A 25,161-nucleotide genomic window follows, 5' to 3' on the forward strand; every position below is an offset into this window, starting at 1 on the left:
CGACACGACCGTCGTGAGCAACGACCACCACAGTCGCAGCGGCGGGTGACCAACCCTCTCCCCGGCATCAACCAATGCCGGAAACCCGACACGCCCCTTGACAAGAGGTACCTACATATCAGCCTAGGAGCGCGCGGCGCGTCGCCTACCTCCGCGTTCGCGCGTCTGCCCCGTAGACTCGGACATCATGAACTTCTTCTCGGCGATGGCCACGGGACAAATGATCCTCATCCTGGTCATCAGCATTGCCGCCGCACTCGCTGCGGTGGTCGCCCTGATCCATGCGGCGGTCCAGCGTCCAGACGCCTTCACCGCGGTCGACCGGCAATCGAAGGTCATCTGGGTGTCGATCCTCGCCGCCTCGGCCATCGTGCTCGTGTTCTTCGGCTTCTTCGCCTCCGGGATCATGGGCATCCTGGCCATCGCCGCGATCGTCGCGACCCTGGTCTACCTCGTCGACGTGCGCAAACGAGTCGACGCCATCCAGAACAAGTCCTGGTTCCGCAAGCTGAACTGACGTTCCCCGACCCCGTCGCCGAACGCTTCGAACTCACCCGCACTGCCCGTGTCCGTCACCGCGACGACACGGGCAGTGTCATTTCCGGCCGTCATTTCCGGCGATGTCATTTCGGCCGCTGGTCGTGTCGGCGTGCCCATCTGCCGCTCGTGACAGGGGTCACTCAAAATAATATGCATCCCAGATGCAAATTATGGTTGTCTGGGTGTCATGCAGTTGACGCGGTTCACCGACATCGGCCTCCGCGTCGTCATGCGTCTGGCGGCCCGTCCTGACGAGTCGGTCACCTCGAAGGAGTTGGCGACGTCGCTCGCGGTGCCGTACACGCACGTCGCCAAGGTCGTCGTGCGACTGTCGGAACTCGGCGTGGTGCATGCGCGCCGCGGCCGCACTGGGGGTCTGGTGATCACCGACCTTGGGCGAACCGCCCGCGTCGGATGGCTGGCGTCGCGACTCGAGGGCGACGGCGAGGTGATCGACTGCGAGGGTCCCACCCCGTGTCCACTCCGGCACGGGTGTGCCCTCCGTGGTGCGCTCGCCCACGCCCGTCGGGCCTTCTTCGAATCCCTGGATGCGCACACGATCGGTGATCTCGTCGCCGATCCCGCCGGTGCCGTCCTTCTGCGTCTCACCATCGGTGACCGGTCCGAGGCCGGCGGTGACCGCACCGCGCAGTGACGCCATATCCGCATATCGATCGGCGGCCCATGGGGGTGCCCGCCGCAACAGAAGGAGAGTTCACCATGCTCAGTCGGACATCACGAGAGGTCATTGCCGCGACGCTGCCCGCGGTGTCGGGGGCCCTCGGCGAGATCACCCCGAACTTCTACCGGCGGCTGTTCGCCGCGCATCCGAACCTGCTCGACGATCTGTTCAACCGAACCCATCAGGCGACGGGGGAGCAGCCGATGGCGCTGGCCGGATCGATCGCCGCGTTCGCGCAACTACAACTCGACGAGGATCTGCCGCGGCAGCGGTTCATCCTCGACCGGATCGCCCACAAGCATGCCTCGCTCGGGGTCACCCGGGACCAGTACGCGGTTGTCCACGAACATCTCTTCGCGGCGATCGTCGACGTCCTGGGCTCGGCGGTGACCACGGAGGTCGCGGCTGCCTGGGATGAATTGTATTGGGAGATGGCCGATCTCCTGATCGGTCAGGAAGCGGAACTCTACGCTGCCGCCGGTGTCGTCGATGGGCAGGTCTGGCATGACCTCGCCGTCACCCGCCGGACCCAGACCGCTCCCGATGTGGTGTCCTTCACCGTCGCCGACCCGGCCGGTGCTCGACTTCCCGGTTTTGTTCCAGGGCAATATGTTTCGATCCAGGTGCCGCTGGCCGACGGTGCCCACCAGATCCGTCAGTACAGCCTGATCGGACCCGCCGACGAGCGGTGCGAGTGGCAGTTCAGTGTGAAGCTCGCCGGCGAGGTGTCGGGATACCTGCACGAGAACGTCTTCGAGGGTGACTCGCTGCGGATGTCGACACCCTTCGGTGATCTCGTTCTGCCCGAAGGGGATTCGCCACTGATCCTGGCATCGTCGGGTATCGGGTGTACGCCGGTGATTGGACTGCTGTCCGCGCTGGCCGGAACCGGTTCGACCCGGCCGGTGACGGTCATGCACGCCGATCGATCGCGGTCGGCGCAACCCCATCGGGGTCGATTGGCCGACCTCGTCGATTCCCTGGAGTCCGCGCGCCTGATCCAGTGGTACCGGGAGGGTGTCGATCATCTGATCTCCGACAGCGTGCGATCGGGTCCGATGTCGCTGGAGGACATCGACGTACCTGCCGGTGTCGAGGCGATGCTGTGCGGATCGGCCGGATTCCTCTCCTCGATGCGCGACGAACTCCTGGCCCGCGGGGTCACCGAGGACCACATTCATTACGAGACCTTCGGTCCCGAACTGGTCCGCGGTGGTTCGCGGTGAGTTCCGCGCAGGCGGTGGCCGTCGCCGTCACCTTCGTGTGGCTCGGCATGGTCGTGGCCATCTCCTTCGTCGAGGCCCCGTTGAAGTTCCGGGCTCCCGGCATCACCATTCCCCTCGGCCTGGGCATCGGGCGGCTGGTGTTCCGCGCGCTCAACGCATTCGAGATGGTGTGGGCCGTCGTGCTCGTCGTCGCGGTGGTGTCCGCCGGGTTGGTGGCCGACGCGGCGGGCATTCTCGCGGTGGCGGCGGTGGTTCTCCTCGGCGTGCAGGTCCTCGCGATCCGGCCCGCCCTCAATCGCCGGTCGGATGCGGTGCTGGCGGGCGAGGTCGTCGTCGACGGGCCTCGCAGTCATGCGCACCTGGTGTATGTCGCCGCCGAGGTCGTCAAGGTCGGCCTGTTGATCGCGACCGGGGTGACGCTCCTGTCCGCGTGATGATCGGGCATCGCGGGATGTGCGGCGTGGTGTGGCTCGTCGGTTCGCGGTCGGGCGCGGAATACACTGGCCACCGTGGCTGAGTATCGGATCAATGACCTGGCGGAGGCATCGGGGGTCAGCGTCCGCAACATCCGGGTGTATCAGGACCGTGGTCTGTTGCCGCCGCCGGTGATCCGCGGTCGCACCGGCTGGTACTCCGAGGACCATCTGGTCCGGCTGAACCTGATCTCGCGCATGCTCGAACGCGGTTACACCTTCGCCACCATCAGCGAACTGCTGCACGCCGCGCATTACGGGATGAAGGTCGAACACGTGCTGCGCGGCGCACCCACCAAGGGTGGGCGCTTTCGCACCTTCAAGCGGGCCGCCACCATCACCTTCACCGAACTGCGCAAGTCGCTCAACGCCAGCGAGAAGTCGATCGCACTGAGCCAGAAACTCGGACTGCTGGTGAAGGACGGTGCGCACTACGCCATCAAGAACCCCGAGGTCCTCGAGGGGGCCGAGGTGCTGGTGAAGAGCGGTATCGACATCGACGTGCTGCTCGACCGGTTCGTCCGGGTGCAGAACGACCTCGAGGACGCGGCGAAGAGTTTCGTCTCGATCATCACCGACAAGTACCTCAACGAGAACCTGCCGGACCTCGACGAGTCGAAGATCAGCGGTGTCGCCGACCTGATCCAGACCGTGCGGCCGATGGCGCACGAGATCGTCGAGACCACCTTCCGCAAGGCCCTCGACGAGGAGATCACCCGTGCACTCGGTGAGGCCTCGACCTACTTCGACGTTGCCGACGCCGCCGTCACCGGTGACGATGGCGAAATCGATGTGACAACAAGTAGTGTTACATCGAATGATGCTGTGGTGGAGCGGTCGGATCGCCCCACATCGGAGTCCGGGACCATCCCCGAGACGGGGGCGTAACCGTACCCACCACCACACCGGACGACGCCGCGATCACGCGGCGAAGGAGTGGAGCGGACATGAGTCGACGTCAATGGTTGGCCGGAACCGGAGCAGCCGTGGCGGCCGGGGCCGCCGTCGGCGTGGGGACCATCGTGGGCGCCCTGGCCCGCGACGTGCTGCGTGCCGAGTTGGCCGTCGACGACGGGCCGGACGACCTGCTGGTGGCGCCCTCGACCGAACCGGAACGCCGGATGGTCACCACCGTCGACGGCACCCGACTGCATGTGGAGATCCACGGTCCCCGCGGCGAGGACACCGGCGACGTCGTCGTCGCCGTCCACGGATGGACGTGCAACACCGCCTTCTGGAACGCCCAGATCAATCACCTCGCCGGCACCCACACGGTGGTCGTCTACGACCAGCGTGGACACGGTCGCAGTGAACTGGGGCGGGCCCGCCCGACCATCGACATGCTCGGCCGCGACCTCGACGCCGTGCTGGCCGCGGTCGTCCCGCCGGGCCGTCGCGCCATGCTCGTCGGGCACAGCATGGGTGGGATGACCATCATGTCGTGGGCCGCGCAGTTCCCGGAGAAGGTTCCCACCATCGCGACGTCGGCGGTCCTGGCCTCCACCGCCGCCCACAACGTCGTCAACTCGACGTTGCTCCTGCCGACCGGCCTGCCCCGGTACACCCGCCCCTTCGTTCCGGCCATCAACCGCGCCTTCACCTCGGCACCGGTGCCGCTGCCGCACACGGCGTACTCGGGCCGATTCGCGCATTACGTCGCCCTCGGGTCGGCGGCTCGCGCCTCCCACGTCGAATTCGTCGACACGATGATCGCCGCCTGCCCGCCGCGTGCACGGGCCGGCTGGGGATCGGCGATGGGACGACTCGACGTGCGCGCCGGACTGGCGGCGCTGACGGTGCCGACCACCGTCATCGTCGGCGACGAGGACCGACTCACCCCGCCGGCGCATGCCGAGCAGATCGCGGAGATCCTGCGTGGGCACGGTCATCTGCGCGAGCATGTGGTGCTGCCCGGTGTCGGGCACATGTCGCCGATCGAGGCGGCGGGCCGCGTCGACGAGATCCTGGAACGGCAAGCGGCACAGACGTTGTCGGTGCCCGTCGGGCAGCGCTGACGATGACCGGCCCGGCCGCCGCGTCGTCACCGCGCGGCACGGCCGACCCGAAGAAGGATCTGGACTGCTACCGGGCGCGACGCGGGCGGTTCCGGATCGTCGACATTCCCGACATGGCCTATCTGATGGTCGACGGTCACGGCGATCCCAACACGACGCCGGCGTTCGCGGAGGCCATCGAGACGCTGTACCCGGTGGCCTATGCCTGCAAGTTCGCGAGCAAACGCAGTCTCGGCCGCGACTACGTCGTGCCACCACTCGAGGGGTTGTGGTGGGCCGACGACATGGCGTCGTTCACCCGGGCCTGGGACAAATCGCGGTGGTCCTGGACGTTGATGATCATGGTGCCCGACTGGGTCACCGCCGATCTGATCGACGACGCCATCGCGGCGGTACGTGCCAAAGGTACGGCTCCCCGGATCGCTGACCTGCGTGTCGAGTCCCTGTCGGAGGGACGCTGCGTCCAGACACTGCACGTCGGATCCTTCGACGACGAGGGGCCCGTCCTCGCCGAGATGCACGACCGCTTCATCGGCGACAACGGGTTGACCATGACCGGCCGCCACCACGAGATCTATCTGAGCGACTTCCGTAAGACGCCGGAGGATCGTCGGAAAACGATTCTGCGGCAACCGGTTACAGCACGCAGTTGACCAACACCGGTTCCGGTGCGAGGGTGACGCCGAAGGCCCCGGCGACGCCGTCGCGGACGTCGCGGGCCAGATCGAGGATCTGTTCGGCGGTCGCGTCACCCCGATTGGTCAGTGCCAGAGTGTGTTTGGTGCTCAACCGGACCGGAGATCCCGGGCCCGGATATCCCTTGGCGTAGCCGGCGCGTTCGATCAGCCACCCGGCGGACAGTTTCACGCCGTCCTCGGCCGGATACGACGGCACCGAGATGTCGCGGCCCACGCGCGCGTGGATGCGCTCGAGTACCGCGGCGGCGGCGTCGGCCGAGATGATCGGGTTGGTGAAAAATGAACCGGCACTCCAGGTGTCGTGATCGTCGGGGTCTGCCACCATGCCCTTGCCCCGGCGCAGCGACAGCACGGCGTCGCGGACCGCGGCGGCGTCGGCGGTCGAATCGCGCTCCACGCCCATGGTCTCGGCGAGTTCCCGGTACCGCAGCGGCCGGCTCTGCCCGGCGTCGTCGAGCCAGAACGACACCGCGACGACGATCATGTCGTCGCGGTGCTTGAGCCGCGACGTGCGGTAGGCGAGACCGAGTTCGTTGGGCGAGACCCAGCGCAGGGTGCCCGAGCGACGATCGAGGACGTGGACGCTGCGCAGGATGTCGGCGACCTCCACCCCGTAGGCGCCGACGTTCTGGACCGGTGTCGCGCCGGTGGATCCGGGGATACCCGACAGGCATTCGAGCCCGCCGAAGCCCTCGTCGACGGTGGCCGCCACCAGATCGTCCCAGACGACCCCGGCGTCGGCGGTCACGTGCGCGCGGCCCGATTCGCGGCCGGTGCCGAAGTCGATGCCGGAACTCTCGATGCGGATCGCGGTGCCGTCGAAGCCGTCGTCGCCGATCACCAGATTCGAACCGCCGCCGATCACCAGGGCGGGCTCGGACTCGGCGTCGACACCCAGGATCTCCTCGACGACCGAACGGGTATCGGTGCAGCGGATCAGTGCTCGCGCCGGACCGCCGACCCGCAACGTGGTCAACTGGGCCAGCGGGACGCTGCGCTGCAGCGGTGTCTCGGTCACGGCCTTACCGTAACCCGCGGCCCAGTCAAGCAGTCTGCCCGTCAGTGATCTGCCCCGTCGAGTGATCTGCCCCGTCGAGTAATCTCTCTGCCATGGCGAGCTCGCTCAAGCACTCGGTGTCCTTTCCCTTCTCCACCGCCCGGTACTGGGAACTCGTCTCCGACGAGCAGTACTGGCACGGCCTGCTCGAGGCCACCAACTCCAGCCACGGCAAGCTGATCTCGTTCCGGATCGACGGCACCGACGTCCACGTCGAACTGCAGCAGGGTGTGCCCGAGGACCGGTTGCCGTCGGTGGTCACCAAGGTCCGTCCCGGTGATCTGGAGATCCCGCGCACCATGACCTTCGGCTACGACGGAAACGTCCTCACCGGCACCATGAGCGCGTCGGTGACCGGCGCCCCGGCCCACGTCGAGGGTGCTTTCACCACCACCGGTGATCCGGCGAACGTCGACTACACCGGCAGTGCCAAGGTGGGCATCCCGTTCGTCGGCGGCAAGATCGAAACCGCCATCATCGAGCAGTTGGTGGAACTCCTCGACAACGAGCGGGAGAAGACGGTGACTTGGGAGGCCGCTCACCGCTGACGTAACCTGACCGTTATGGCACGACGTCTCAGCTACTCCGCTCGCTACACCCATCCCGCGGAGAAGCTCTACGAAGCGCAGATGACCCGCAGGTACTGGGATGACATGATGGCGGGTTTCCAGATGATCTCCCCGCACTGCGAGGTGGAGGATTTCCGCGCTGATGAAACCGGCATGAAGGTGGTGCTCAAGCAGCACATCGGCCGCGACCAGCTCCCCGCGATCGCCCAGACCGTCCTGATGAAGGACATGGTGATCACCCGCGAGGAGACCTTCGGTCCGTTCGACCCGGACAACACCAAGGGCGACTACACCGCCTCCATCCCGGCCGGCCCGGGCAGCCTGACCGGATGGCAGGAACTGTTCCCCACCGACACCGGCTGCACGATCCGCAAGACCTCCGAGGTGAAGGTCTTCATCCCGTTCATCAACGGCAAACTCGAGCAGCTGATGTTGGTCAACCTGGTCGACCTGTTCCGCGCCGAGGCGGAATACGCCAAGGACTGGATCGACAAGAATCTCTGACCGAGACCCCGCGTCGGGAAAGCCCGCCGGCCGCATCACCCGCGGCACCACCAACATCAACCGGCTGCGCCGGGTGGATCGGTGGATGGCGCACGACCCGGCGGTCATCGGCGCGCTGACCGCGGCGCCGCGGCCCCTGGTGATCGACCTGGGCTACGGTGCCCGTCCCGACACCTGCGTGGAGATGGCTCACCGTTTGCGGCCCGTCGCACCCGACCTGGAGATGGTCGGACTGGAAATCGATCCGGACCGCGTCGTCGCCCCGCGTGACGGCGTGCGGTTTGCCGTCGGTGGCTTCGAACTCGCGGGCCTGCGACCACGTCTGGTGCGTGCCTTCAACGTGCTGCGGCAATACGACGAGGCCGAGGTCGCCCCGGCCTGGGCGCGGATGCAGGCCCGGCTCGCACCGGGCGGGCTCATCGTGGAGGGTACCTGCGACGAGATCGGCCGTCGCTGTACCTGGGTGTTGCTGGACGCCGACGGTCCGCGCAGCCTGACCCTGTGCTGGTCGCCGCGGCACTCCGAACGGCCCTCCGATCTCGCCGAACGGCTCCCGAAGGCGCTCATCCACCGCAACGTGCCCGGTGAACGCATCCACGATCTGCTCACCCTGGCCGACCGCTGCTGGGACAACGCCGCCGGGCAGACGGTGTTCGGGCCGCGGGCCCGATGGGCGCAGACGTTGCGGTCGATGCGGGCGGCCGGTGTCGACGTCGCGATCAGCAGGCGCCGCGTCGTCGACAATCGGTTGACGGTGCCCTGGGAGTGTGTCGCACCACACGGGTAGGTTGGCCGCATGCGCATCGCGATGGCCCAGATCAACTCCGGAACCGACCCGGCCGACAATCTCCGCGCTGTCGCCGACGCGACCCGGGAGGCCGCCGCCGACGGCGCAAGACTCGTGGTGTTCCCCGAGGCGATGATGTGCCGATTCGGTGTCCCGCTCGGACCGGTGGCGCAGCCACTGGACGGGCCGTGGGCCACCGGCATCGCCGACCTCGCCCGTGAACACGGCCTCACCATCGTGGCCGGCATGTTCACCCCCGCCGACGACGGCCGGGTGGCCAACACACTCATCGCCGCAGGCCCGGACGGCACCCGCACCGGCTACGACAAGATCCACCTCTACGACGCGTTCGGATTCACCGAATCCGACACCGTCGCTCCCGGCGACACCGCCGTGAGCATCGACGTCGACGGGGTCACCGTCGGCCTGGCGACCTGCTACGACATCCGGTTCCCCGAGCTGTTCACCACGCTGGCCGCCGCGGGTGCGCAGGTCATCGTGGTGCCGGCGTCCTGGGGCGCCGGGCCGGGGAAGATCGATCAGTGGCGCACGCTGGCGACCGCGCGGGCACTGGATTCGACGTCATACGTGGTCGCCGTCGGGCAGGCGGAACCGGTGGACGAGGCGGCCCGGAAGGCCAAGGCGCCGACCGGGACCGGACATAGCCAAATCTCAGATCCCTTCGGTAGCGTGGTCGCGTCATATCGGGGGGAGCGTCACATCGGGGTACACGACATCGATCTGGATGTCGTCACCACAGCCCGCGAACAGCTCGCGGTGCTCGCGAATCGGCGGACTTTTCACACCACTGCATCGCCGGCATCGAGCATCTGAGCGACACGGATCGAACGAGAACCGACTGGGGACCACCCGCAGCCGAGAAACGCTAGGACGGAATGCATGGCCGACGAGACCGAGGGTCCGGGCACCGAACGGACCCCGCAGGACCCGGATTCGACGAAGAAGGTCGATCGCCCCACCGGTGACGCCGCGTCACCGGCCACCGAACAATGGGAACCGGCGTCGACGTCGCAGCACGCCCGGGCCTACTCCGACGTCTCGGCGGCCACGACCTCACCGGTGACACCGCCGCCGGCGGCCGGATGGCAGGCGCCGACGGGGACCTCACGGTTCCCGACCGGTGAGAACCCGGTCGGACCGGAGACCGGTGCCGGGCCGCAGTCCACCGGTGTGGTGACGACATCCCCGCGCCGCGGTGGGAAGGGCAAGTTCATCGCCCTCGGCGCGGTCGGGGTGATCCTCGTCGTCGTGATCGCGTTGGTCGGCACCGAACTGTTCCTGCGCAGCCGCGTGACCGACTGCCTCCAGAGCCAGTTCGGTTCGCTGACCGGCCAGCCGACCAGTGTGTCGTTGAGCAAGAAACCCATTCTGCTGCAGAAGTTCTCGAACGACTTCCCGTACGTGCAGGTCGACACCGCCGACGACGGCTCCACCGGAATCCGGTTGCATGCGCGCGCCGACGGCCTCAGCCAGGACGGCGACGCCCTGAAGATCTCGTCGCTGTCGGGCACCGGATATGTGCCGTTCCAGCGGGTCATCGATCTGAGCGCCCAGCAGTCACCGAGCAGTGGCGGCATGGGCGGTGGTGGCATGGGTGGTGGCGGTAACGGCACCGGTGATCAGAATGCGCTCCTGCCCAGCGGCGCCGAGGTCACCTCGGTGGTCGGCAACTCCGCCGACGGGACCGTCAAGGTCGATGCGACCGTGCAGGTCGCCATCTTCCCGGTGCCGGTCAGCCTGACCATCAAACCCGTCGTCGACCAGGGACAGGTGCGCTTCCAGGTCGAGCAGGCCAACGCCTTCGTCTTCGGCATCCCCGCCGACTTCGCGCAACAGTTCGTCGACGGCTTCGGCGACAGCCTGTTCGGTGACTTCACCAAGGAGATCCAGGTGCAGTCGCTGAAGGTAACCGACCAGGGCGTCGACTTCGCCGTCTCCGGGACCGACGTCGACCTCACCGGCGCCACCACCAGCTCGGGTGACCAGCCGGAGGGCTGCTCGCTGACCTGACGCCGCAAGTTGTGTCCGACCGCGTCGGTACGCTGGGAGATGTCCGATTCTCGAACCCCTCCCGGAGGCTCCCGTGGGACAGCTACTGCTCATCGCCATCGTCATCCTGCTCGTGGTGGGGGTGGTGGTGCTGTTCCAACAGCGGTCCGGTGCCAACACCGCCCGCACCCTCGACGACGCCAAGGCCGACGCCCGGCAGGCCATCGAACGTCTCGGTGGTCAGGTGTACATGCTCGTCGGTGATTCGCCCGCGTCCAAGCAGGCCCTCGCCGACGCCTCCGAGCGGCTCACCGCGGCCGGCTCTCAGATCGATCAGGCGGCCAGTCCCGCGCAGGCCCGGCTGGCCAAACAGACCGCGATCGAGGGCCTGTACTACATCCGTGCCGCGCGCACCTCGATGGGGATGGATCCCGGTCCGGCGATCCCCGAACTCGACGGCCAGCGCAGCGCCGGCGCGGTCACCGAGGACCGCGCCATCGAATTCGAGGGCCGCACCGTGGAGGCCTCGCCGAAGCCGTCGTCGGCGACCCCCAACTACTACCCGGGCGGCCGGGTCGCGGGCCGTCCGGTGCCGGCCGGGTGGTATTCGGAACCGTGGTGGAAACCCGCACTCGTCGCCGGTGCGTGGGGTGTCGGATCGATGTTGCTGTTCTCGTCGTTGTTCTCCGGCATGGCCGGCGTCGGCTACAACGCCGCGGCCTTCGAAAGCGGTGCCGGTGACGGCAGTGACCCCGGTACCGACGGTGGCGGTGATTACGGCGACGGTGGCGGCGACTACGGCGACGGTGGCGGGGACGCCGGGGGAGGAGACTTCGGCGGTGGTGATTTCGGTGGGGGCGATTTCGGTGGCGGTGGCTTCGGCGACTTCGGTGGCGGTGGCGACTTCGGCGGCTTCTGACGGCGCCGCGATCGGCTGCCCGACGCCGAGATCAGTTGAACACCACGGTCTTTCGGCCGTGCACCAGAACCCGATCCTCCAGATGCCAGCGCAATCCCCGTGCGAGAACCAGGGTTTCGATATCACGGCCTTGCCGCACCATGTCGATGACCGCGTCGGAATGGTCGATGCGGGTGACGTCCTGTTCGATGATCGGCCCGGCGTCGAGGTCGGCGGTCACGTAATGGCAGGTGGCGCCGATCAGTTTGACGCCACGGGCGAACGCCTGATGGTAGGGGCGGGCGCCGATGAAGCTCGGTAGGAAGCTGTGGTGGATGTTGATCGCGCGTCCGGCCCACGCCTCGCACAGTTCCGGCGGCAGGATCTGCATGAACCGGGCCAGCACGACGGCGTCGGGGGCGTAGCCGTCGACGATCGCCTCCACCTGATCGAACGCCGCGCGCTTGGAGCGGGCGCTGGAGCGGCCGTCGGGACCGGCGAACGGCACATGGTGGAACTTCACCCCGAAACGTTCGGTGAGCTCCTGCAGGTCCGGATGATTACCCACGACCGCCGACACCGTCGCCGGCAGCTCACCGCGGTCGGCGCGACCGAGCAGATCGGTCAGGCAGTGGCTCTCCTTGCTGACCAACAGGACCACCGACTTGCGTTCGCCGGTGTCGGTGAGCTTCCACTCGGTCTGCGGGCCCCACTCGGCGGCCACCTCGGCGAACCGGGAGCGGACCTCGTCGAGTGGCAGCGACACCGAGTCGGCCCGCACCGCCTGCCGGGTGAAGAACCAGCCGGAGTCCTCGTCGGAGTGATAGGCCGCCTCGGTGATCCAGCCGCCGATCTCGGCGAGGAATGTCGAGATCCGCGCGACGATCCCGGTCTGATCCTGGCATCCCAGGGTCAGGACGTAGCGGCGGTCGGTGGTGGCGGACACGGTCGGGGCGGGCACAGCGGTGGTCACGATCCTCAAGTGTGCCAAGCTCGACATCGTGACCATCACCGACCTCCGCCGTGCCGACGTCGCCGCCCTCGTCGATCACACCCTGCTCAAGCCCGAGGCCACCCGGGCCGACGCGCGGGCGACCGTCGCCGAGGCCGCCGACCTCGGCGTCTACGCGGTCTGCCTGTCGCCGTCGATGCTGCCCATCGACACCGGTGCGCAGCGTAGCTGCGTCGTCGCCGGCTTCCCGTCCGGCAAACACCATTCGCTGGTCAAGGCGGCCGAGGCCCGGCTGGCCGTCGATTCCGGTGCCGACGAGGTGGACATGGTCATCGACGTGGGGTCCGCGCTGGCCGGTGAGTTCGACGAGGTGTTCGCCGATGTGCTCACCGTGCGTGAGGCGGTCGGCGCCGACACCGTCCTCAAGGTGATCGTGGAATCGGCGGCCCTGCTCGAACTCGCCGGGGAGGACACCCTCATCGAGGTGTGCCGACGGTCCGTGGCGGCCGGGGCCAGTTTCGTGAAGACCTCCACCGGCTTCCATCCCGCCGGCGGCGCGAGCGTGCGGGCCGTGGAGATCATGCGTGCCGCGGTCCCGGGCAGTGTCGGGGTCAAGGCCTCCGGTGGTATCCGGGACGCACGCTTCGCCGCCGAGCTGATCGCCGCCGGGGCGACCCGTCTGGGCCTGTCGGGGAGTCGTGCGGTGCTCGAGGGATTCCCCGAGTAGGTCACCGGCGGGGTCACTCACCCCGCCGAGTACCTCACCCGGCCGTCGCGAGCACGCGTCGTCGGACATCGGCCTGGATGAGGTCGGCGTTGATCAACGCTCCGGCCTGCACCCCGGCCGCGGCCGACGCGCCGACCTGCGCGACCAGGTCGGCGGCATTGCCCGCCGCGAACACGCCGTCGACGGGGGTGCGGCCACCGAACTCCGTCGGGATGACCGTGCCCATCGGGTTCTCCTGCAACGTCCCGCCGAGCGATTCGTAGAGGCCGTCGCGCGCGACCATCCGGGGACCGACGACGAGCGCGTCGAGGCCGATCTCGCGGCCGTCGCCGAGGACGGCGCCCCGCAGCCTGCCGTCGGTCGAGTCCAGCCGGACGACGGGACCGGCGACGACCTCGATGCCGAGTGCCGCCAGTTGTGCGCGTTCGTCGGCACTCGGCGTCGGCATACCCTGATCGATCACCGTGATGTGGTCGCTGAGCTGTGAGAACAGCAGCGTCTGATGCATCGCCATGGGACCTGTGCCGAGAATGCCGATGCGTGCCCCGCGCACCTCGTAGCCGTGGCAGTACGGGCAGTGCAGCACGTCGCGTCCCCACCGTTCGGCCATGCCGGGGATGTCGGGGAGTTCGTCGACGAGGCCGCCGGCCAGCAGCAGCCGTCGTGCGGTGATCTCGTCGCCGGCCGCGGTCCGGGCGACGAAGCCCACGTCGCCGTCGACCGACGATCGGGTCACCGAGGTGACGGTGCCCTCGACGATGTGGGCGCCGTACCCGCGGGCCTCGTCCCGGCCGAGCCGAAGGAGGTCGAGCGGCGAGATACCCTCGCGTCCCAGGAGGTTGTGCGCGCCGTCGGCCGGTGCGTTGCGGGGATGGCCGGCGTCGACGACGAGCACCGAGCGCAGCGATCGGGCCAGGGCGACGGCTGCGGCCAGCCCGGCCGCACCACCGCCGACGATGAGGGCGTCGACGTGGGTGGGGATGGTGGTGTCGGGTGTGGTCATGAGGGCTCCTCGTTCTGGGGGGTGTGGTCGTGGGGTGTGTCGTGAGATGTGCGGGCGATCCAGACGAGTCGCCCGGTGCGGATGTGCAGATCGGAGCGGGTCGCGAGCGAGGTCGGGCCCTCGCCGAGCAGATCGTCGACGGTGGCGAGATCCTCGGCGGCGAGGTCGTCGGCGAGTCCCGAACGCACCCGGGTCAACAAGGCGCGGGCGTAGGCCCGGGTCCGGTCGGTGGTCTCGGGGATGTCGATGGTGATCGTGTGGGTGCCGGCCATCGCGAATCCGGCGTCGACGATGGTGTCGGTCCAGTCGGGGAACGAGTTGTAGCCGCGTCCGGCCATGATCGCCTCCATCCGGGTCTCGACGCCGGCACCGTCGGGTGGCTCGGGCAGGAACCGCGGCTGATGCGGCATCTCGATCACCGCGAGGACGCCACCCGGACGCAGGCGGTCGCGGGCCGCGCGCAGCAGTGCGGCGGGATCGGCGACGTGGTGCAGCGACGCCGACGCCCAGAGGACGTCGGCATCACCGATGTCGGCGGGCCAGCCGTCGTCGAGGTCGGCGATCACGACCCGCGCGTCGGGTGAGTTGGCGCCGAGGCGGGCGGCCATCTCGGGCGAGGCGTCGACGGCGACGATCTCGGCGCCGGGGAACGCGGCGGCCAGTGCGCGGGTACCGACGCCCGTGCCCGCGCCCAGGTCGACGATGACCTCGGGAGTGCGCCGCAGGGCCGTGCTGATCAGAGCGGTCGCATCGGCGAGATAGGACCCGACGACGGCCGCGTCGAGTTCCAGGAGCTCGCCCATGTCGTGGTCGGTGTGATCGTGCTGCCCGTGCCCGTGCCCGTGCCCGTGACTCTGTGCGTGGTGTCCGTGGTGATGTGTCCCCATGGCTGCCACGCTAGCGGCGACTTGTCGATCCGGCATACACTCTTGCCCATGACGCAAGAACTGGGTGAGGCCGAGTTCGACGGGGCCGAGCTCGACGACATCGACCCCGACATCGACACCGTCGTGCGGCAACGCATCCGCGCGATGCGCGTCGCCAAGGGCTGGACCCTCGACTCGCTGGCGCACCGATGCCACCTGAGCCCGTCCACGCTCAGCCGCATCGAGACCGGACATCGTCGTGTCGCGCTGGATCAGCTGGTGCCGATCGCCCGCGCGTTGGGCACCTCACTGGACGTACTGGTCGAGCCGGTCGACGACACCGACGTCGTCATCCGCCCCGAACCCCACACCACCGACGGAGTCACCGTGTGGCCTCTGTCACGCGACGCCACACCGGCCGGGGTCGTGGTGGCCAAGATGCGGATGGATCCGGCGGTGGAAAAGCATGCCCGGCAGCTGCGGGTACATCCGGGCCACGAATGGTTCACCGTCCTCTCGGGAACCGTCCGGCTGCGCCTGGCCGAACGGACGATCATCATTCCCGCAGGTCACGCCGCCGAGTTCGCGTGCACCGTGCCGCATTCCTTCGCGCCGCAGGACGGTCCGGCCGAGATCCTGTCGATCTTCGACCACGACGGAGAACGCGCGCACCTGCGGGGGTCGCCGGCGTCCGCGGCGTCGCTCACCTGACTGCGATCACAGCTGGCAGGGAGCGTTTCCTCAGGTCGGCTCGGTACGCTGGTTCGGTCATGACTACGTACCCGATTCCCAACCGCCGCACCGTTCTCGCCGCGGCCGGTCTGGCCACCGCCGGACTCGTCGCCGCCGCGTGTGGGCGATCCACCGACACCCCGGCCGCGCAGGAATCGCGGGAGCCGACGGTCAAGGTCACCTACACGCCCGCCCTCGACGATCCGGATGCCCCCAACCCCACGGCGACGTTCGAGGTGAAGGCGTCCGGCGGGACGCTCAATCCGGACGTGAAACTGCTCAATCCGCGGGGCAAGTCGGTGGCGGGAACGTTGTCGGAGGACCGCACCACCTTCACCGTCAACGAACCACTCGGTTACGACACCACCTACACGTGGGAGGGCAGCGCCGTCGGCCAGGATCGCCTGTCGGTGCCGGTCGAGGGATCGTTCACCACCCTCGCCCCGCAGACCCAGCTGAACCTGGTGGTCAACATCGCCGACGGCCAGGAGGTCGGGATCGCCGCGCCGCTGATCCTGAAGTTCGACGGCACCGTCACCGACAAGGAGGCCGTCGAGCGGGCGCTGACGGTGACCACCACCCCGGAGACCGAGGGTTCCTGGGCGTGGCTCGGCGAGGACAACGGGTCTCGCGTGCACTGGCGGTCGAAGGAGTACTTCGCACCCGGCACCAAGGTGCACATGACGGCCAAGCTCTACGGCCTCGATCACGGCGACGGTTCCTACGGTGCCGCCGACGTCACCAGCGACTACGTCATCGGGCGGTCGCAGATCGTCAAGGCCGAGGCGTCGTCGCATCAGATCGTGGTGGTTCGCGACGGGTCCACCCTGATGACGCTGCCGTGCAGTTACGGCGAGGGCGATCTCGACCGCAACGTCACCCGCTCGGGCATCCACGTGGTCAGCGAGAAGCACGAGGACTTCTACATGTCCAACCCGGCCGCGGGGTACTTCAACGTCCGTGAACGGTATGCGGTCCGGATCTCGAACAACGGCGAGTTCATCCACGCGAACCCGGAAACCGTTGGCGTGCAAGGCTCGTCGAACGTCACCAATGGCTGCATCAACCTGTCGCTGGAGAACGCGCAGCAGTACTTCAACACCGCGATCTACGGTGATCCGGTCGAGGTGACCGGCACCCGCATCGACCTCTCGGAGGCCGACGGCGACATCTTCGACTGGATCTTCGACTGGCCGACCTGGAAGTCGATGTCGGCGATCAAGGGCACCCCGCGGTCCTCGTCGGTGCCGGCCACCCCGGAGGGGGCGCCGTCGTCGGTGAGCGCACCCAACTGACGCACCACCCTGAACGCGCTATCCGGTCTTGACGTTGCGGCGCGCGGAGGCCTGATCGCGGGGCTTGAGCACGATCTGGTCGAGGTTCACATGCGGCGGACGTGACGCGACGAAGCCGATCACCTCGGCGACGTCGTCGGCGACCAGCGGGGTCAGCCCCTGATAGACGGCGTCGGCGCGTTCCTGATCACCGTCGAAACGCACCAGCGAGAAATCGGTCTCGACCATGCCGGGCAGGATCTCGGTGAGCCGGATCGGCTTGCCGAGCAACTCGAACCGCAGGGTCCGGTGCAGGACACCCTGCGCATGCTTGGCCGAGGTGTAGCCCGCCCCGTTGTCGTAGGCCTCGATCGCGGCGATGGAGGTGATGGTGACGATCAGTCCGTCACCGGACGCCTCCAGGGCCGGCAGCAGCGCCTTGGTGACGCGCAGGGTTCCCAGGACGTTCGTCTCCCACATCCAGCGCCAGTCGTCGAGGTCGGCGGAGGCCACCGGGTCGAGTCCCTTGGCGCCGCCGGCATTGTTGACCAGGACGTGCACGGCATCCAACCCGTCGACGAACCGTGCCACCGACTCCTCGTCGGTGACGTCGAGTTGCCTTCCGGTTCCCCCGATCTCGGCCGCGAGGGCCTGCACGCGGTCGACGCGGCGGGCACCGAGGACGACGTGGTAGCCCTGTGCGGCCAGGGCGCGGGCGGTGGCCGCACCGATACCGGAGCTGGCTCCGGTGACCACGGCGACGCGGCTGTCGGAGGTGGGATGTGTGGACTCGCTCATGGTCGCCAGCTTACGACTCGGCGCCGATGGCACCCCTTTCGGTTCGGGCATGCCCTAGATTGATCTGTCATGCAGACGGTGATCCCGGCGACCCTGGCGGTCGGGACCTCGCCCGCGGCAACGGTTTTGCAGGCCGTCCGGGTGGGTGCGCCGATCATGCGCGACGCCCTGGCGCAGGTGAGCGGACTGTCACCGGCGACCATCAACCGGCAGGTGAGTGCCCTGACCGACCTCGGCTTCGTCGTCGAACGCCGTGATCTCGTGCGCCACGGCGGGATCGGCCGGCCCAAGTATCCGCTGACGCTCGATCGCGACCGCCTCTGCGTGGCCGGGATGCACATCGGTGCGCGACGAACCCTGCTGGCGATCGCCGACCTCGGTGGACGCACCCTCTACAGTCACGCGGTCCGCACCCCGCACGACGATCCGGACGCCGCCGCGAGTGTGTTGTGCGCACAGGTGGCCGAACTCGCCGAACGGTTTTCGGGTCGTCGCCTGCTGTGGGGTGGGGTGGCGATCGGCGGTCACGTCGACACCGCGACCGGCGTCGTCGATCATCCGTTGCTCGGCTGGCGCCGGGTCGGCATCGGTGCGCGCCTCGCCGACGCCCTCGGCGTCCCGGTGTCGGTGTGCGAGCACGTCCAGGCGATGGCGGCGGCCGAACTACTGCTGAGTTCGCCGCACAGCGGTGGGGATCTGGGACTGTTCTTCTACGCGCGGGAAACCACCGGCATGGCGGTGACCGTCGACGGCCGGGTGGTGGTACCGAGCCGCGGCGCCGGATCGGTCGCCGGTGTGCCGGTGTCGGCCCCGGTCCTGTGCGGTGGACCCGCGCGATTCCAGGACGTCGTCGGCGTCGAGGTCGGCCGACGAGCCGCGGTACGGCTCGGGCTCCGCGAGGATTCCTCGCGCATCGTCGACGAGCGGGCCCGCATCCTCGGCGAGGTGGTGGCGCAGTTCCGCGACGCCGTCAACCCCGACTCGGTGGTCGTCGCCGGCGCGGCATTCGGCGCGCACCCGCAGGGGCTCGCGCCGGTGCAGGCGGCCTTCGACGCGGCGTCGGCCATCGGCTGGCCGCTGGAGCTCACCCCGTCCCGGTTCGGGTTGTCGGTGCAGGAGAGTGCGGCAATCGTGGTGGCACTCAGCGTCATCTACGCCGATCCGGTCGCCGCGATGTCGGTGCACTGACGGCCGCCCGCGCAGCCGGACACGTTCTGCCTTACCGTGTGGTCATGACAATCCCGCCACGCGACGTGGCCGCCTCGATGTCCATTTCCGTCACCGCCCCCACCGAACTCGAGATGCAGATCGCCGTCGCCCACATGCCGGGACTGAGCGTCGACGAGTCACTGGAGGTGACCGTCGACGGCGCGCCGGTCGACGTCGAGGAACTACTCGACACCTACGGTGGCCGCATCCACCGTCTCTCGGTGGAGTCCGGTCTGGTGCAGGTCGACTACCGGGCCTCGGTGCTGACCCCGGCCGACCCGGTGGCCGTGCAGATCACCGACCGGTCGATCTACCTGCGCCCCAGCCGATATGCCGAGGCCGACAAGTTCTTCGGCTTCGCCGCCGGACAGTTCGACGCCTCGCTGCCCGACGGTGAACTCCTCAACCAGGTGACCGCCTACGTGGAGGATCGTCTCGACTACATCCCCGGTGCCAGCGATCCGATCGACGGTGCCGTCGACACCCTGCTCGCGGGTGCCGGCGTCTGCCGCGACTACGCACATCTGGTGGTGGCGTTGCTGCGGGCGCTGAACATCCCGGCACGCTTGGTGGCGGTGTATGCACCGGGCTGCGATCCGATGGACTTCCACGCGGTCGCCGAGGCGTTGATCGACGGCGAATGGGTCGTCGTCGACGCCACCCGCCTCGCACCCCGCCAGGGTCTGGTGCGCATCTCGACCGGACGCGACGCCGCCGACACCGCCTTCCTCGACAATCACAGTGGCTCGATCAACCTCGACTCCTATCAGGTGACCGCCGTGGTCCGCGGAGATCTACCCATCGACGATGGATCGGAACGTATCCGCATAGGCTGATCGTCGTGCATGCGCTGACGTGTCCGATCTGCAACGCCCTGTCGGGATTCGCCAATCAGTACTGCCCGCAATGCGGCACCAACGTCGGTGTGCATCTGCCCAGCCGGACCCTGGTCGTGGCCTCCGAGGAGGGCGTCGACATCGACGGTCAACGCTGGGAGCGATGCTCGAACTGGGAACGCAACGGCTGCAACTGGATGACGTTGTCGGAGGTGTCGGAGGAGAACGCCGGCCTGCGCGGTCTGTGCTTCCCGGATTCGTTGGTGCGCCGTCGCCCCGACCCCAGTGACACCATCGCCTGCGAGAAACTCGCATCCACCACCTTCGACCTGCGGATGCTCGTCTTCCAGCTCGTCGATCTGGGGTTGCCGGTCGAACCGTACTGGCGGAGCAAGGGCGGCTTGGCCTTTGACCTGCTGTCCAGCCTGTCGGAGGGACACCAGGTGCTCATCGGCCACGCCAACGGGGTCATCACCATCGATCTCGCCGAAACCCTCGATGCCTACCGGGAACGGCTGCGCGTGCAACTCGGTGAGCAGTACCGCACGATGCTGGGGCACTTCCGTCACGAGTCCGGCCACTACTACGAGAACGTTCTCGTCGAGACCGGGGACGGCGCCGACCTGTACCTCGACAAGTGCCGCGAGATCTTCGGTGACGAACGGCAGAGTTACGCCGATGCGCTGGAACGGCACTACCGAGAAGGCCCGCCCGACAATTGGCGGGACTCCTACATCTCCGAATACGCCACCATGCATCCGTGGGAGGACTTCGCCGAGTGCTTCGCGCACTACCTGCACATCACCGGCACCATCCACACCGCCCGTGAATCGGGGCTGATGCTCGAGAGCGATCAGGTGCGGTTCTCGATGGACCGCGACATCGTGCCACTCGAGTCCTACGCTGATCAGCCCATCGAGAAACTGCTCTACGACTGGAAGTGGTTGTCCACCATGTTCAATCGGGTGAATCAGGCGATGGGGCGGCGGCCGCTGTATCCGTTCGACATCCCGCGGCCGGTGGTGCGCAAACTCGGGTTCGTGCACCGGGTGATCCGCGAGACGGCCAAACGCCATCCCGTCACAGATCCGTTGGTGACCACCGCGACGGTGACCGCGTCGGAGTCCTGAGCCCGGGCGCCGGGTCTGGGCCGCCGGTCTCCCGAACTCAGCCGGCGACGGCTGTGCGGCGACGTTCCGCGACGAGGGCGAGTACCGCGGCGACGTCGTGTGGGTCGCCGATGCGGTATTCGGCGGCGGTGTCGCCTCCGCCGACCTTGATGCTCACATCCTGTCCGTGCCGAAGATGTGCGAAGGCCTTCTCGTCGGTCACGTCGTCGCCGAGATAGATCACCACGTCGGCTCCGGTGCGTTCGCGCAGGAAGTCCAGCGCCAGGCCCTTGCTCGTCTTGATGACGGCCAGTTCGATCACGGCCTTGCCCTCGGTGGCCTCGACGCCGGGCCATGACGCGGGTCCGCGGCGCGCGGCGTCCAGGGCGGCCGCCGCATCATCGGGGGCGGCGTTGCGCACGTGCAGCGCCGTGCTGATCGGCTTGGTCTCCACCGTCACACCGTCGAATTGCGCTGCAATGGAAGTGAATTCGTCGACGATCCGGTCGAGCAGGGCGTGTTGTCCGGCGGTGACGGGCTGCTCGAACCCGGTGTCGAACTCGCTGCCGTGACTGCCGATCAGGGTGATGTCGGCGTCGACGCCGAGGCCCGAGCGTGCCGCGAGGTCCGAGAGTGCGCGTCCGGAGATGACGGCCACCCAGGTCCGCTCGAGCACACTCGCGGCACGCAGTGCGTCGATGGATTCGGGCAGCGGAACGGCGTCCTGCGGGCGTGACACGATCGGCGCGATGCACCCGTCGTAGTCGGATGCCAGGAGCAGTCGCTCAGCAGTGGCCGCATTTTCCAGGGCTCGGTGGACCTCGGCGGGGAGGTCGGTGGCGCTCACCGTTCGGACTCGGACTGGTCGGACCCGGTGTGCTCGGACGCGGAATGTTCGGACGCGAAGGACTCCGAGTCGTCCGGATTCACCAGTTGCACACCACGATTGGCCGACGACGTGGTCTCCGCGGTGGCTGCCAGAGTGCCGAGGAAACTCTCCGCCCACTTGGCCACGTCATGGGTGAGGACCTGCCGACGCAGGGCCCGCATCCGCCGTCGACCCTCCTGCGGGGTCTGGACGACGGCGGCTTCGATGGCGTCCTTGACGCCGTCCAGGTCATACGGGTTGGCCTGATACGCCGACCGCAATTCGGCTGCGGCACCGGTGAATTCACTCAGCACCAGCGCACCGCCCAGATCGCTGCGGCAGGCCACGTACTCCTTGGCCACCAGGTTCATCCCGTCGCGCAGCGGCGTCACCAACATCACGTCGGCGGCGACGAAGAACGCGATCAGATCCTCGCGTGGCACCGGCCGATGCAGATACTCGACGACCGGATGGCCGACGCTGCCGTAGGTCCCGTTGATGTTGCCGACGAGTTGTTCGATGCCGGCCCGCATCTGGATGTAACTCTCGACCCGTTCCCGGCTCGGCGTGGCCAGCTGCACCATGACGGTGTCGGCCGCGTCGATGCGCTTCTCCGCCAACAACTCCGACAACGCCCGCAACCGAACGTCGATGCCCTTGGTGTAGTCGAGGCGGTCGACGCCGAGCAGGATGGTCTTGGGATTGCCGAGTTCCTTGCGGATCTCGGCGGCCCGTTTGCGGATCTCCCGGGAGCGGGCCATCGTGTCGAGTTCGCTGGAATCGATGGAGATCGGGAAGGCACCGACCCGCACCGTGCGGAATCCCACCTGCACGACCCCGAACCGGGACCGGACACCCACGGTGCCCTTGCTGGTGGCCTGCCCGGCCAGTCGACGCGCCAGATAGAGGAAGTTCTGCGCCCCGCCGGGCAGATGGAAACCGATGAGGTCGGCACCGAGGAGCCCTTCGACGATCTCGGTGCGCCACGGCATCTGCATGAACAACTCGACCGGCGGGAACGGGATGTGCAGGAAGAAACCGATGCGCAGATCGGGACGCAGCATCCGCAGCATCTTCGGCACCAGTTGCAGCTGATAGTCCTGCACCCAGACGATCGCCCCATGCGCGGCGGCCCGGGACGCGGCCTCGGCGAAACGCCGGTTCACCTCGACGTAGGTGTTCCACCATTCGCGGTGATACTCCGGCTTGACGATCACATCGTGATACAGCGGCCACAGAGTGGCGTTGGAGAATCCCTCGTAGTATTCGGCGATCTCCTGTGTGGACAGGGGCACCGCCTGGATGCCGATGCCCTCGACCTCCGGATTGTCGTCGGAGTCGGCGATCCCGGACCAACCGACCCAGGCGCCGGTGTGTGAGCGCAGGATCGGCTCGAGCGCGGTGACCAGACCGCCGGGGCTGCGCTTCCAGCGCACCTCACCGTCCGGGCCGACCTCCTTGTCGACGGGCAGCCGATTGGCCACCACCACGAACTCCGCCCCGTCCGCGGGAGAGTCCGGGTGACCGGTGTTCGACGATGTGCTGTTCGGCCCCGCGTCGGTGGAGGTCACGACTCAGGCGTTCTCGCCCGGTGCGATTCCCAGCATCGACAGCAGCATCCGGCACTCGTCGGCGTCGGTCGCGTAGGCGGCGACGACGCGGCGGGCGGAACTGGCTGTCTCGTCGGCCACCGGCTCCAGCTCTTCGTCGGCGATGTCGGTGGTCTTGGCTGCAGCCATCATGTCCCTTTGGTCGGGCCCCGGTTCGCGGGGCGGACGCGGTCTCGTACTCGTTCGTCTGTGGGCGTCACGCCGTGTTCTTCCTCATGGCCGTGTGGCGTACGCGACAACCTTGCCCATATTACCCGTTTGGCGAAGCGCGACGACGGGGCGTCACCACACGTTGCGGTTGCCGCCGCGTCGCCACCGCGCCGGACGCGCCCAGGCGGGGGCGGCGATCCGTGGGCGGCGCAGGGTGCGGGCGATGAACTCGCCGAGGGTGACCCCCGCGGCGAGGGCGCATCCGACGCCCAACGCGCTCGCCGCCCAGGTCAGACCTTCCAGGGTCTGATCGTTGAGAATGCCGTACAGACCCCGGTAGACGGCCAGGCCGGGCAACAGTGGCGTGATACCGGCGACGGCCACCACCAGGGGCGGGGTGACGGCACGCCGCGCGAGCAGACCGCCGAGCATGCCGACGCAGACCGCGGCCATCCCGGACCCGATGACGTCACCGACCGGGATGAAGGAGGAGCCCGCCACCACGCCGACGCCGATCATCCCGGCGACGAACGCGACGGGCAGGGCGCGGCGCTCGGCATAGCTGGCCCAGGCGAAGGCGAGGGCGGCCACCGCGCCGGCCGCGACCCGCACCGGGACGTCGACGGCGGCGAACTGGGTGGATGTGGTGATCGTCGGCAGGTAGAGACCGGTGGTCTCCAGCATCCGCAGGGCCATGCCGACCCCGGCGATGATGCCGCCGGTCATCAGCAGCAGTTCGAAAAAGCGCGCGACCCCGGTGATCGGCGCACCGGTGATGGCGTCCTGCACCGACCCCACCAACGACAACCCCGACAGCAGCACCACGATGCCCGCGGCGATCACCTGCGAGGGCAGGATCTCGATCCCGATGCGTTCCCCGCCCTCGAAGACGAGGGCGGCCGGCACCACGGCGATGAACCCGCCCGCGACCTGCTGGAAGAACACCGGTGTCCCGATGCGGTTCAGCAGCCGATTGATGGTGACGGTGACACCGGTGGTCACGAACGCCAGCAGCGCCACCAGGGGCCCACCACCGAGCAGGACCGAGATCCCGGCCGCCATCAGTCCCCACGCGAAGGTCGCCACCTTGTACGGGTACGGGTGGGGTGCGGCGATGATGGCGTCGACCATCCGGTGCGCCGTCGACGGGGCGATCGCCGAATCCCGGATGCGTCGGATCAGCCGGTCGACCTGGGCGAGCCGGGTGAAGTCCAGCGAGCGGTACTGCACCGTCTGCATGGTGGTGATCGGTGGCAACGTCGCGCCGCGCCGGGCACTGACCACGATGGTGTTGTAGGTGACGTCGACGTCGACGTCGTCGAGCCCGTAGACGCCGGCGACGAAGCGGATCTGGGTGGCGGTGTCGATCGCGCCGGTGCCCGAATCGAGCAGCACCGCACCGATCTTGGTGGCCAGATCGAGCACCTCGGTGATGGCCGCGACATCGAACCGGTCGATCGGCCGACGCGGCGCGACCATGATGCTGCCGGGCTCGATCGTGTCGATCGTGGCCTGGCTGGTGCCGATGAGGCGTCGGGCGGCGCGGCGGATATACTCGCGCAAGCAAT

At 68.2% G+C, this 25,161-nt stretch carries 28 protein-coding genes; 19 read left to right on the top strand and 9 right to left on the bottom strand.

Annotated elements, in window-relative coordinates:
* The first annotated feature begins 187 nt into the window (after nt 1–187).
* The 7 genes from ABLE94_RS24480 (at nt 188) to ABLE94_RS24510 (ending at nt 5,589) form a co-directional block, all read left to right on the top strand.
* The gene (locus ABLE94_RS24480; protein WP_348804585.1) at nt 188–517 is read left to right on the top strand and encodes a DUF2516 family protein; all 330 of its coding nucleotides are present in this window, start codon (nt 188–190) and stop codon (nt 515–517) included.
* 210 nt (nt 518–727) lie between these two features.
* A complete protein-coding gene (locus ABLE94_RS24485) occupies nt 728–1,195 on the top strand; it encodes an RrF2 family transcriptional regulator (protein ID WP_348804586.1) in 468 nt (155 codons plus the stop codon).
* 65 nt (nt 1,196–1,260) lie between these two features.
* Nucleotides 1,261–2,448, top strand: coding sequence for an FAD-binding oxidoreductase (locus tag ABLE94_RS24490; RefSeq protein WP_348804587.1), 1,188 nt, complete (start codon nt 1,261–1,263; stop codon nt 2,446–2,448).
* The gene (locus ABLE94_RS24495; RefSeq protein WP_348804588.1) at nt 2,445–2,882 is read left to right on the top strand and encodes a hypothetical protein; all 438 of its coding nucleotides are present in this window, start codon (nt 2,445–2,447) and stop codon (nt 2,880–2,882) included. Before ABLE94_RS24490 ends, ABLE94_RS24495 begins: the two co-directional genes overlap by 4 nt.
* Before the next feature lie 75 nt (nt 2,883–2,957).
* The gene (locus ABLE94_RS24500; protein WP_348804589.1) at nt 2,958–3,809 is read left to right on the top strand and encodes a MerR family transcriptional regulator; all 852 of its coding nucleotides are present in this window, start codon (nt 2,958–2,960) and stop codon (nt 3,807–3,809) included.
* Nucleotides 3,810–3,868: 59 nt separating this feature from the next.
* A complete protein-coding gene (locus ABLE94_RS24505) occupies nt 3,869–4,936 on the top strand; it encodes an alpha/beta fold hydrolase (RefSeq protein WP_348804590.1) in 1,068 nt (355 codons plus the stop codon).
* A 2-nt stretch (nt 4,937–4,938) separates the two neighbouring features.
* Complete coding sequence (locus ABLE94_RS24510) at nt 4,939–5,589, top strand: GyrI-like domain-containing protein (protein ID WP_348804591.1); 651 nt, start codon at nt 4,939–4,941, stop codon at nt 5,587–5,589.
* Here ABLE94_RS24510 and ABLE94_RS24515 read toward each other — a convergent pair.
* On the bottom strand, nt 5,573–6,652 hold the full coding sequence (locus tag ABLE94_RS24515) for a UDP-N-acetylmuramate dehydrogenase (protein WP_348804592.1): 1,080 nt from the start codon (nt 6,650–6,652) through the stop codon (nt 5,573–5,575). The genes ABLE94_RS24510 and ABLE94_RS24515 overlap by 17 nt on opposite strands.
* 92 nt (nt 6,653–6,744) lie before the next feature.
* Between ABLE94_RS24515 and ABLE94_RS24520 the strand changes: the two genes are divergently transcribed.
* From ABLE94_RS24520 to ABLE94_RS24545, 6 genes are all read left to right on the top strand, one after another.
* Nucleotides 6,745–7,239: a DUF2505 domain-containing protein gene (locus ABLE94_RS24520; protein ID WP_348804593.1), complete on the top strand. Its 495-nt coding sequence runs from the start codon at nt 6,745–6,747 to the stop codon at nt 7,237–7,239.
* 15 nt (nt 7,240–7,254) lie between these two features.
* Nucleotides 7,255–7,764 carry a DUF2505 domain-containing protein gene (locus tag ABLE94_RS24525; RefSeq protein WP_348804594.1) on the top strand — a complete coding sequence of 170 codons (510 nt, stop codon included), beginning with the start codon at nt 7,255–7,257 and terminating at the stop codon, nt 7,762–7,764.
* Between the two features lie 34 nt (nt 7,765–7,798).
* Nucleotides 7,799–8,551: a class I SAM-dependent methyltransferase gene (locus tag ABLE94_RS24530; RefSeq protein ID WP_348804873.1), complete on the top strand. Its 753-nt coding sequence runs from the start codon at nt 7,799–7,801 to the stop codon at nt 8,549–8,551.
* Between the two features lie 9 nt (nt 8,552–8,560).
* The gene (locus ABLE94_RS24535) at nt 8,561–9,385 is read left to right on the top strand and encodes a carbon-nitrogen hydrolase family protein (RefSeq protein ID WP_348804595.1); all 825 of its coding nucleotides are present in this window, start codon (nt 8,561–8,563) and stop codon (nt 9,383–9,385) included.
* A 66-nt stretch (nt 9,386–9,451) separates the two neighbouring features.
* Entirely contained in the window at nt 9,452–10,582 is a 1,131-nt protein-coding gene (locus ABLE94_RS24540) for an LmeA family phospholipid-binding protein (protein ID WP_348804596.1), read from the top strand.
* 73 nt (nt 10,583–10,655) lie between these two features.
* Nucleotides 10,656–11,480: a DUF1542 domain-containing protein gene (locus tag ABLE94_RS24545; protein WP_348804597.1), complete on the top strand. Its 825-nt coding sequence runs from the start codon at nt 10,656–10,658 to the stop codon at nt 11,478–11,480.
* A gap of 31 nt (nt 11,481–11,511) precedes the next feature.
* Here the strand turns inward: ABLE94_RS24545 and purU are convergent, their stop codons facing one another.
* Entirely contained in the window at nt 11,512–12,432 is a 921-nt protein-coding gene (gene purU / locus ABLE94_RS24550; protein ID WP_348804598.1) for a formyltetrahydrofolate deformylase, read from the bottom strand.
* A 28-nt stretch (nt 12,433–12,460) separates the two neighbouring features.
* On the opposite strand from purU, the gene deoC reads away from it, so the two are divergent.
* Entirely contained in the window at nt 12,461–13,138 is a 678-nt protein-coding gene (deoC, locus tag ABLE94_RS24555; protein WP_348804599.1) for a deoxyribose-phosphate aldolase, read from the top strand.
* A gap of 34 nt (nt 13,139–13,172) precedes the next feature.
* Here the strand turns inward: deoC and ABLE94_RS24560 are convergent, their stop codons facing one another.
* Nucleotides 13,173–14,141 (bottom strand): NAD(P)/FAD-dependent oxidoreductase, encoded by a 969-nt coding sequence (locus tag ABLE94_RS24560; RefSeq protein ID WP_348804600.1) that lies wholly within the window; start codon nt 14,139–14,141, stop codon nt 13,173–13,175.
* Nucleotides 14,138–14,944 (bottom strand): class I SAM-dependent methyltransferase, encoded by an 807-nt coding sequence (locus tag ABLE94_RS24565; RefSeq protein ID WP_348810156.1) that lies wholly within the window; start codon nt 14,942–14,944, stop codon nt 14,138–14,140. Before ABLE94_RS24565 ends, ABLE94_RS24560 begins: the two co-directional genes overlap by 4 nt.
* A 132-nt stretch (nt 14,945–15,076) precedes the next feature.
* On the opposite strand from ABLE94_RS24565, the gene ABLE94_RS24570 reads away from it, so the two are divergent.
* Together ABLE94_RS24570 and ABLE94_RS24575 are read left to right on the top strand one after the other, a co-directional pair.
* Nucleotides 15,077–15,718 (top strand): helix-turn-helix domain-containing protein, encoded by a 642-nt coding sequence (locus ABLE94_RS24570; RefSeq protein ID WP_425476273.1) that lies wholly within the window; start codon nt 15,077–15,079, stop codon nt 15,716–15,718.
* 59 nt (nt 15,719–15,777) lie between these two features.
* Nucleotides 15,778–17,034 carry a L,D-transpeptidase gene (locus ABLE94_RS24575; RefSeq protein ID WP_348804602.1) on the top strand — a complete coding sequence of 419 codons (1,257 nt, stop codon included), beginning with the start codon at nt 15,778–15,780 and terminating at the stop codon, nt 17,032–17,034.
* Between the two features lie 18 nt (nt 17,035–17,052).
* Here the strand turns inward: ABLE94_RS24575 and ABLE94_RS24580 are convergent, their stop codons facing one another.
* Nucleotides 17,053–17,811, bottom strand: a complete 759-nt coding sequence (locus tag ABLE94_RS24580) for an SDR family NAD(P)-dependent oxidoreductase (RefSeq protein WP_348804603.1) — start codon at nt 17,809–17,811, stop codon at nt 17,053–17,055.
* A 69-nt stretch (nt 17,812–17,880) separates the two neighbouring features.
* Between ABLE94_RS24580 and ABLE94_RS24585 the strand changes: the two genes are divergently transcribed.
* The 3 genes from ABLE94_RS24585 to ABLE94_RS24595 are packed head-to-tail and all read left to right on the top strand — an operon-like array spanning nt 17,881 to nt 20,986.
* Nucleotides 17,881–18,999: an ROK family transcriptional regulator gene (locus ABLE94_RS24585; protein WP_348810157.1), complete on the top strand. Its 1,119-nt coding sequence runs from the start codon at nt 17,881–17,883 to the stop codon at nt 18,997–18,999.
* A 44-nt stretch (nt 19,000–19,043) separates the two neighbouring features.
* The gene (locus ABLE94_RS24590; protein ID WP_348804605.1) at nt 19,044–19,856 is read left to right on the top strand and encodes a transglutaminase-like domain-containing protein; all 813 of its coding nucleotides are present in this window, start codon (nt 19,044–19,046) and stop codon (nt 19,854–19,856) included.
* A 5-nt stretch (nt 19,857–19,861) separates the two neighbouring features.
* Nucleotides 19,862–20,986, top strand: a complete 1,125-nt coding sequence (locus ABLE94_RS24595) for a zinc-binding metallopeptidase family protein (protein ID WP_348804606.1) — start codon at nt 19,862–19,864, stop codon at nt 20,984–20,986.
* A gap of 37 nt (nt 20,987–21,023) precedes the next feature.
* Here ABLE94_RS24595 and otsB read toward each other — a convergent pair whose 3' ends face one another.
* The 4 genes from otsB to ABLE94_RS24615 form a co-directional block, all read right to left on the bottom strand.
* Nucleotides 21,024–21,812 carry a trehalose-phosphatase gene (gene otsB / locus ABLE94_RS24600; RefSeq protein WP_348804607.1) on the bottom strand — a complete coding sequence of 263 codons (789 nt, stop codon included), beginning with the start codon at nt 21,810–21,812 and terminating at the stop codon, nt 21,024–21,026.
* On the bottom strand, nt 21,809–23,404 hold the full coding sequence (locus tag ABLE94_RS24605) for an alpha,alpha-trehalose-phosphate synthase (UDP-forming) (RefSeq protein ID WP_425476274.1): 1,596 nt from the start codon (nt 23,402–23,404) through the stop codon (nt 21,809–21,811). Before ABLE94_RS24605 ends, otsB begins: the two co-directional genes overlap by 4 nt.
* Nucleotides 23,405–23,407: 3 nt before the next feature.
* On the bottom strand, nt 23,408–23,575 hold the full coding sequence (locus ABLE94_RS24610) for a hypothetical protein (RefSeq protein ID WP_014358961.1): 168 nt from the start codon (nt 23,573–23,575) through the stop codon (nt 23,408–23,410).
* Between the two features lie 150 nt (nt 23,576–23,725).
* Nucleotides 23,726–25,156 carry a threonine/serine exporter family protein gene (locus tag ABLE94_RS24615; RefSeq protein ID WP_348810158.1) on the bottom strand — a complete coding sequence of 477 codons (1,431 nt, stop codon included), beginning with the start codon at nt 25,154–25,156 and terminating at the stop codon, nt 23,726–23,728.
* Between the last annotated feature and the right edge of the window lie 5 nt (nt 25,157–25,161).

Origin of the sequence: Gordonia sp. VNK1, assembly GCF_040049135.1 — a bacterium.
Classification (GTDB): Bacteria; Actinomycetota; Actinomycetes; order Mycobacteriales; family Mycobacteriaceae; genus Gordonia; species Gordonia oleivorans.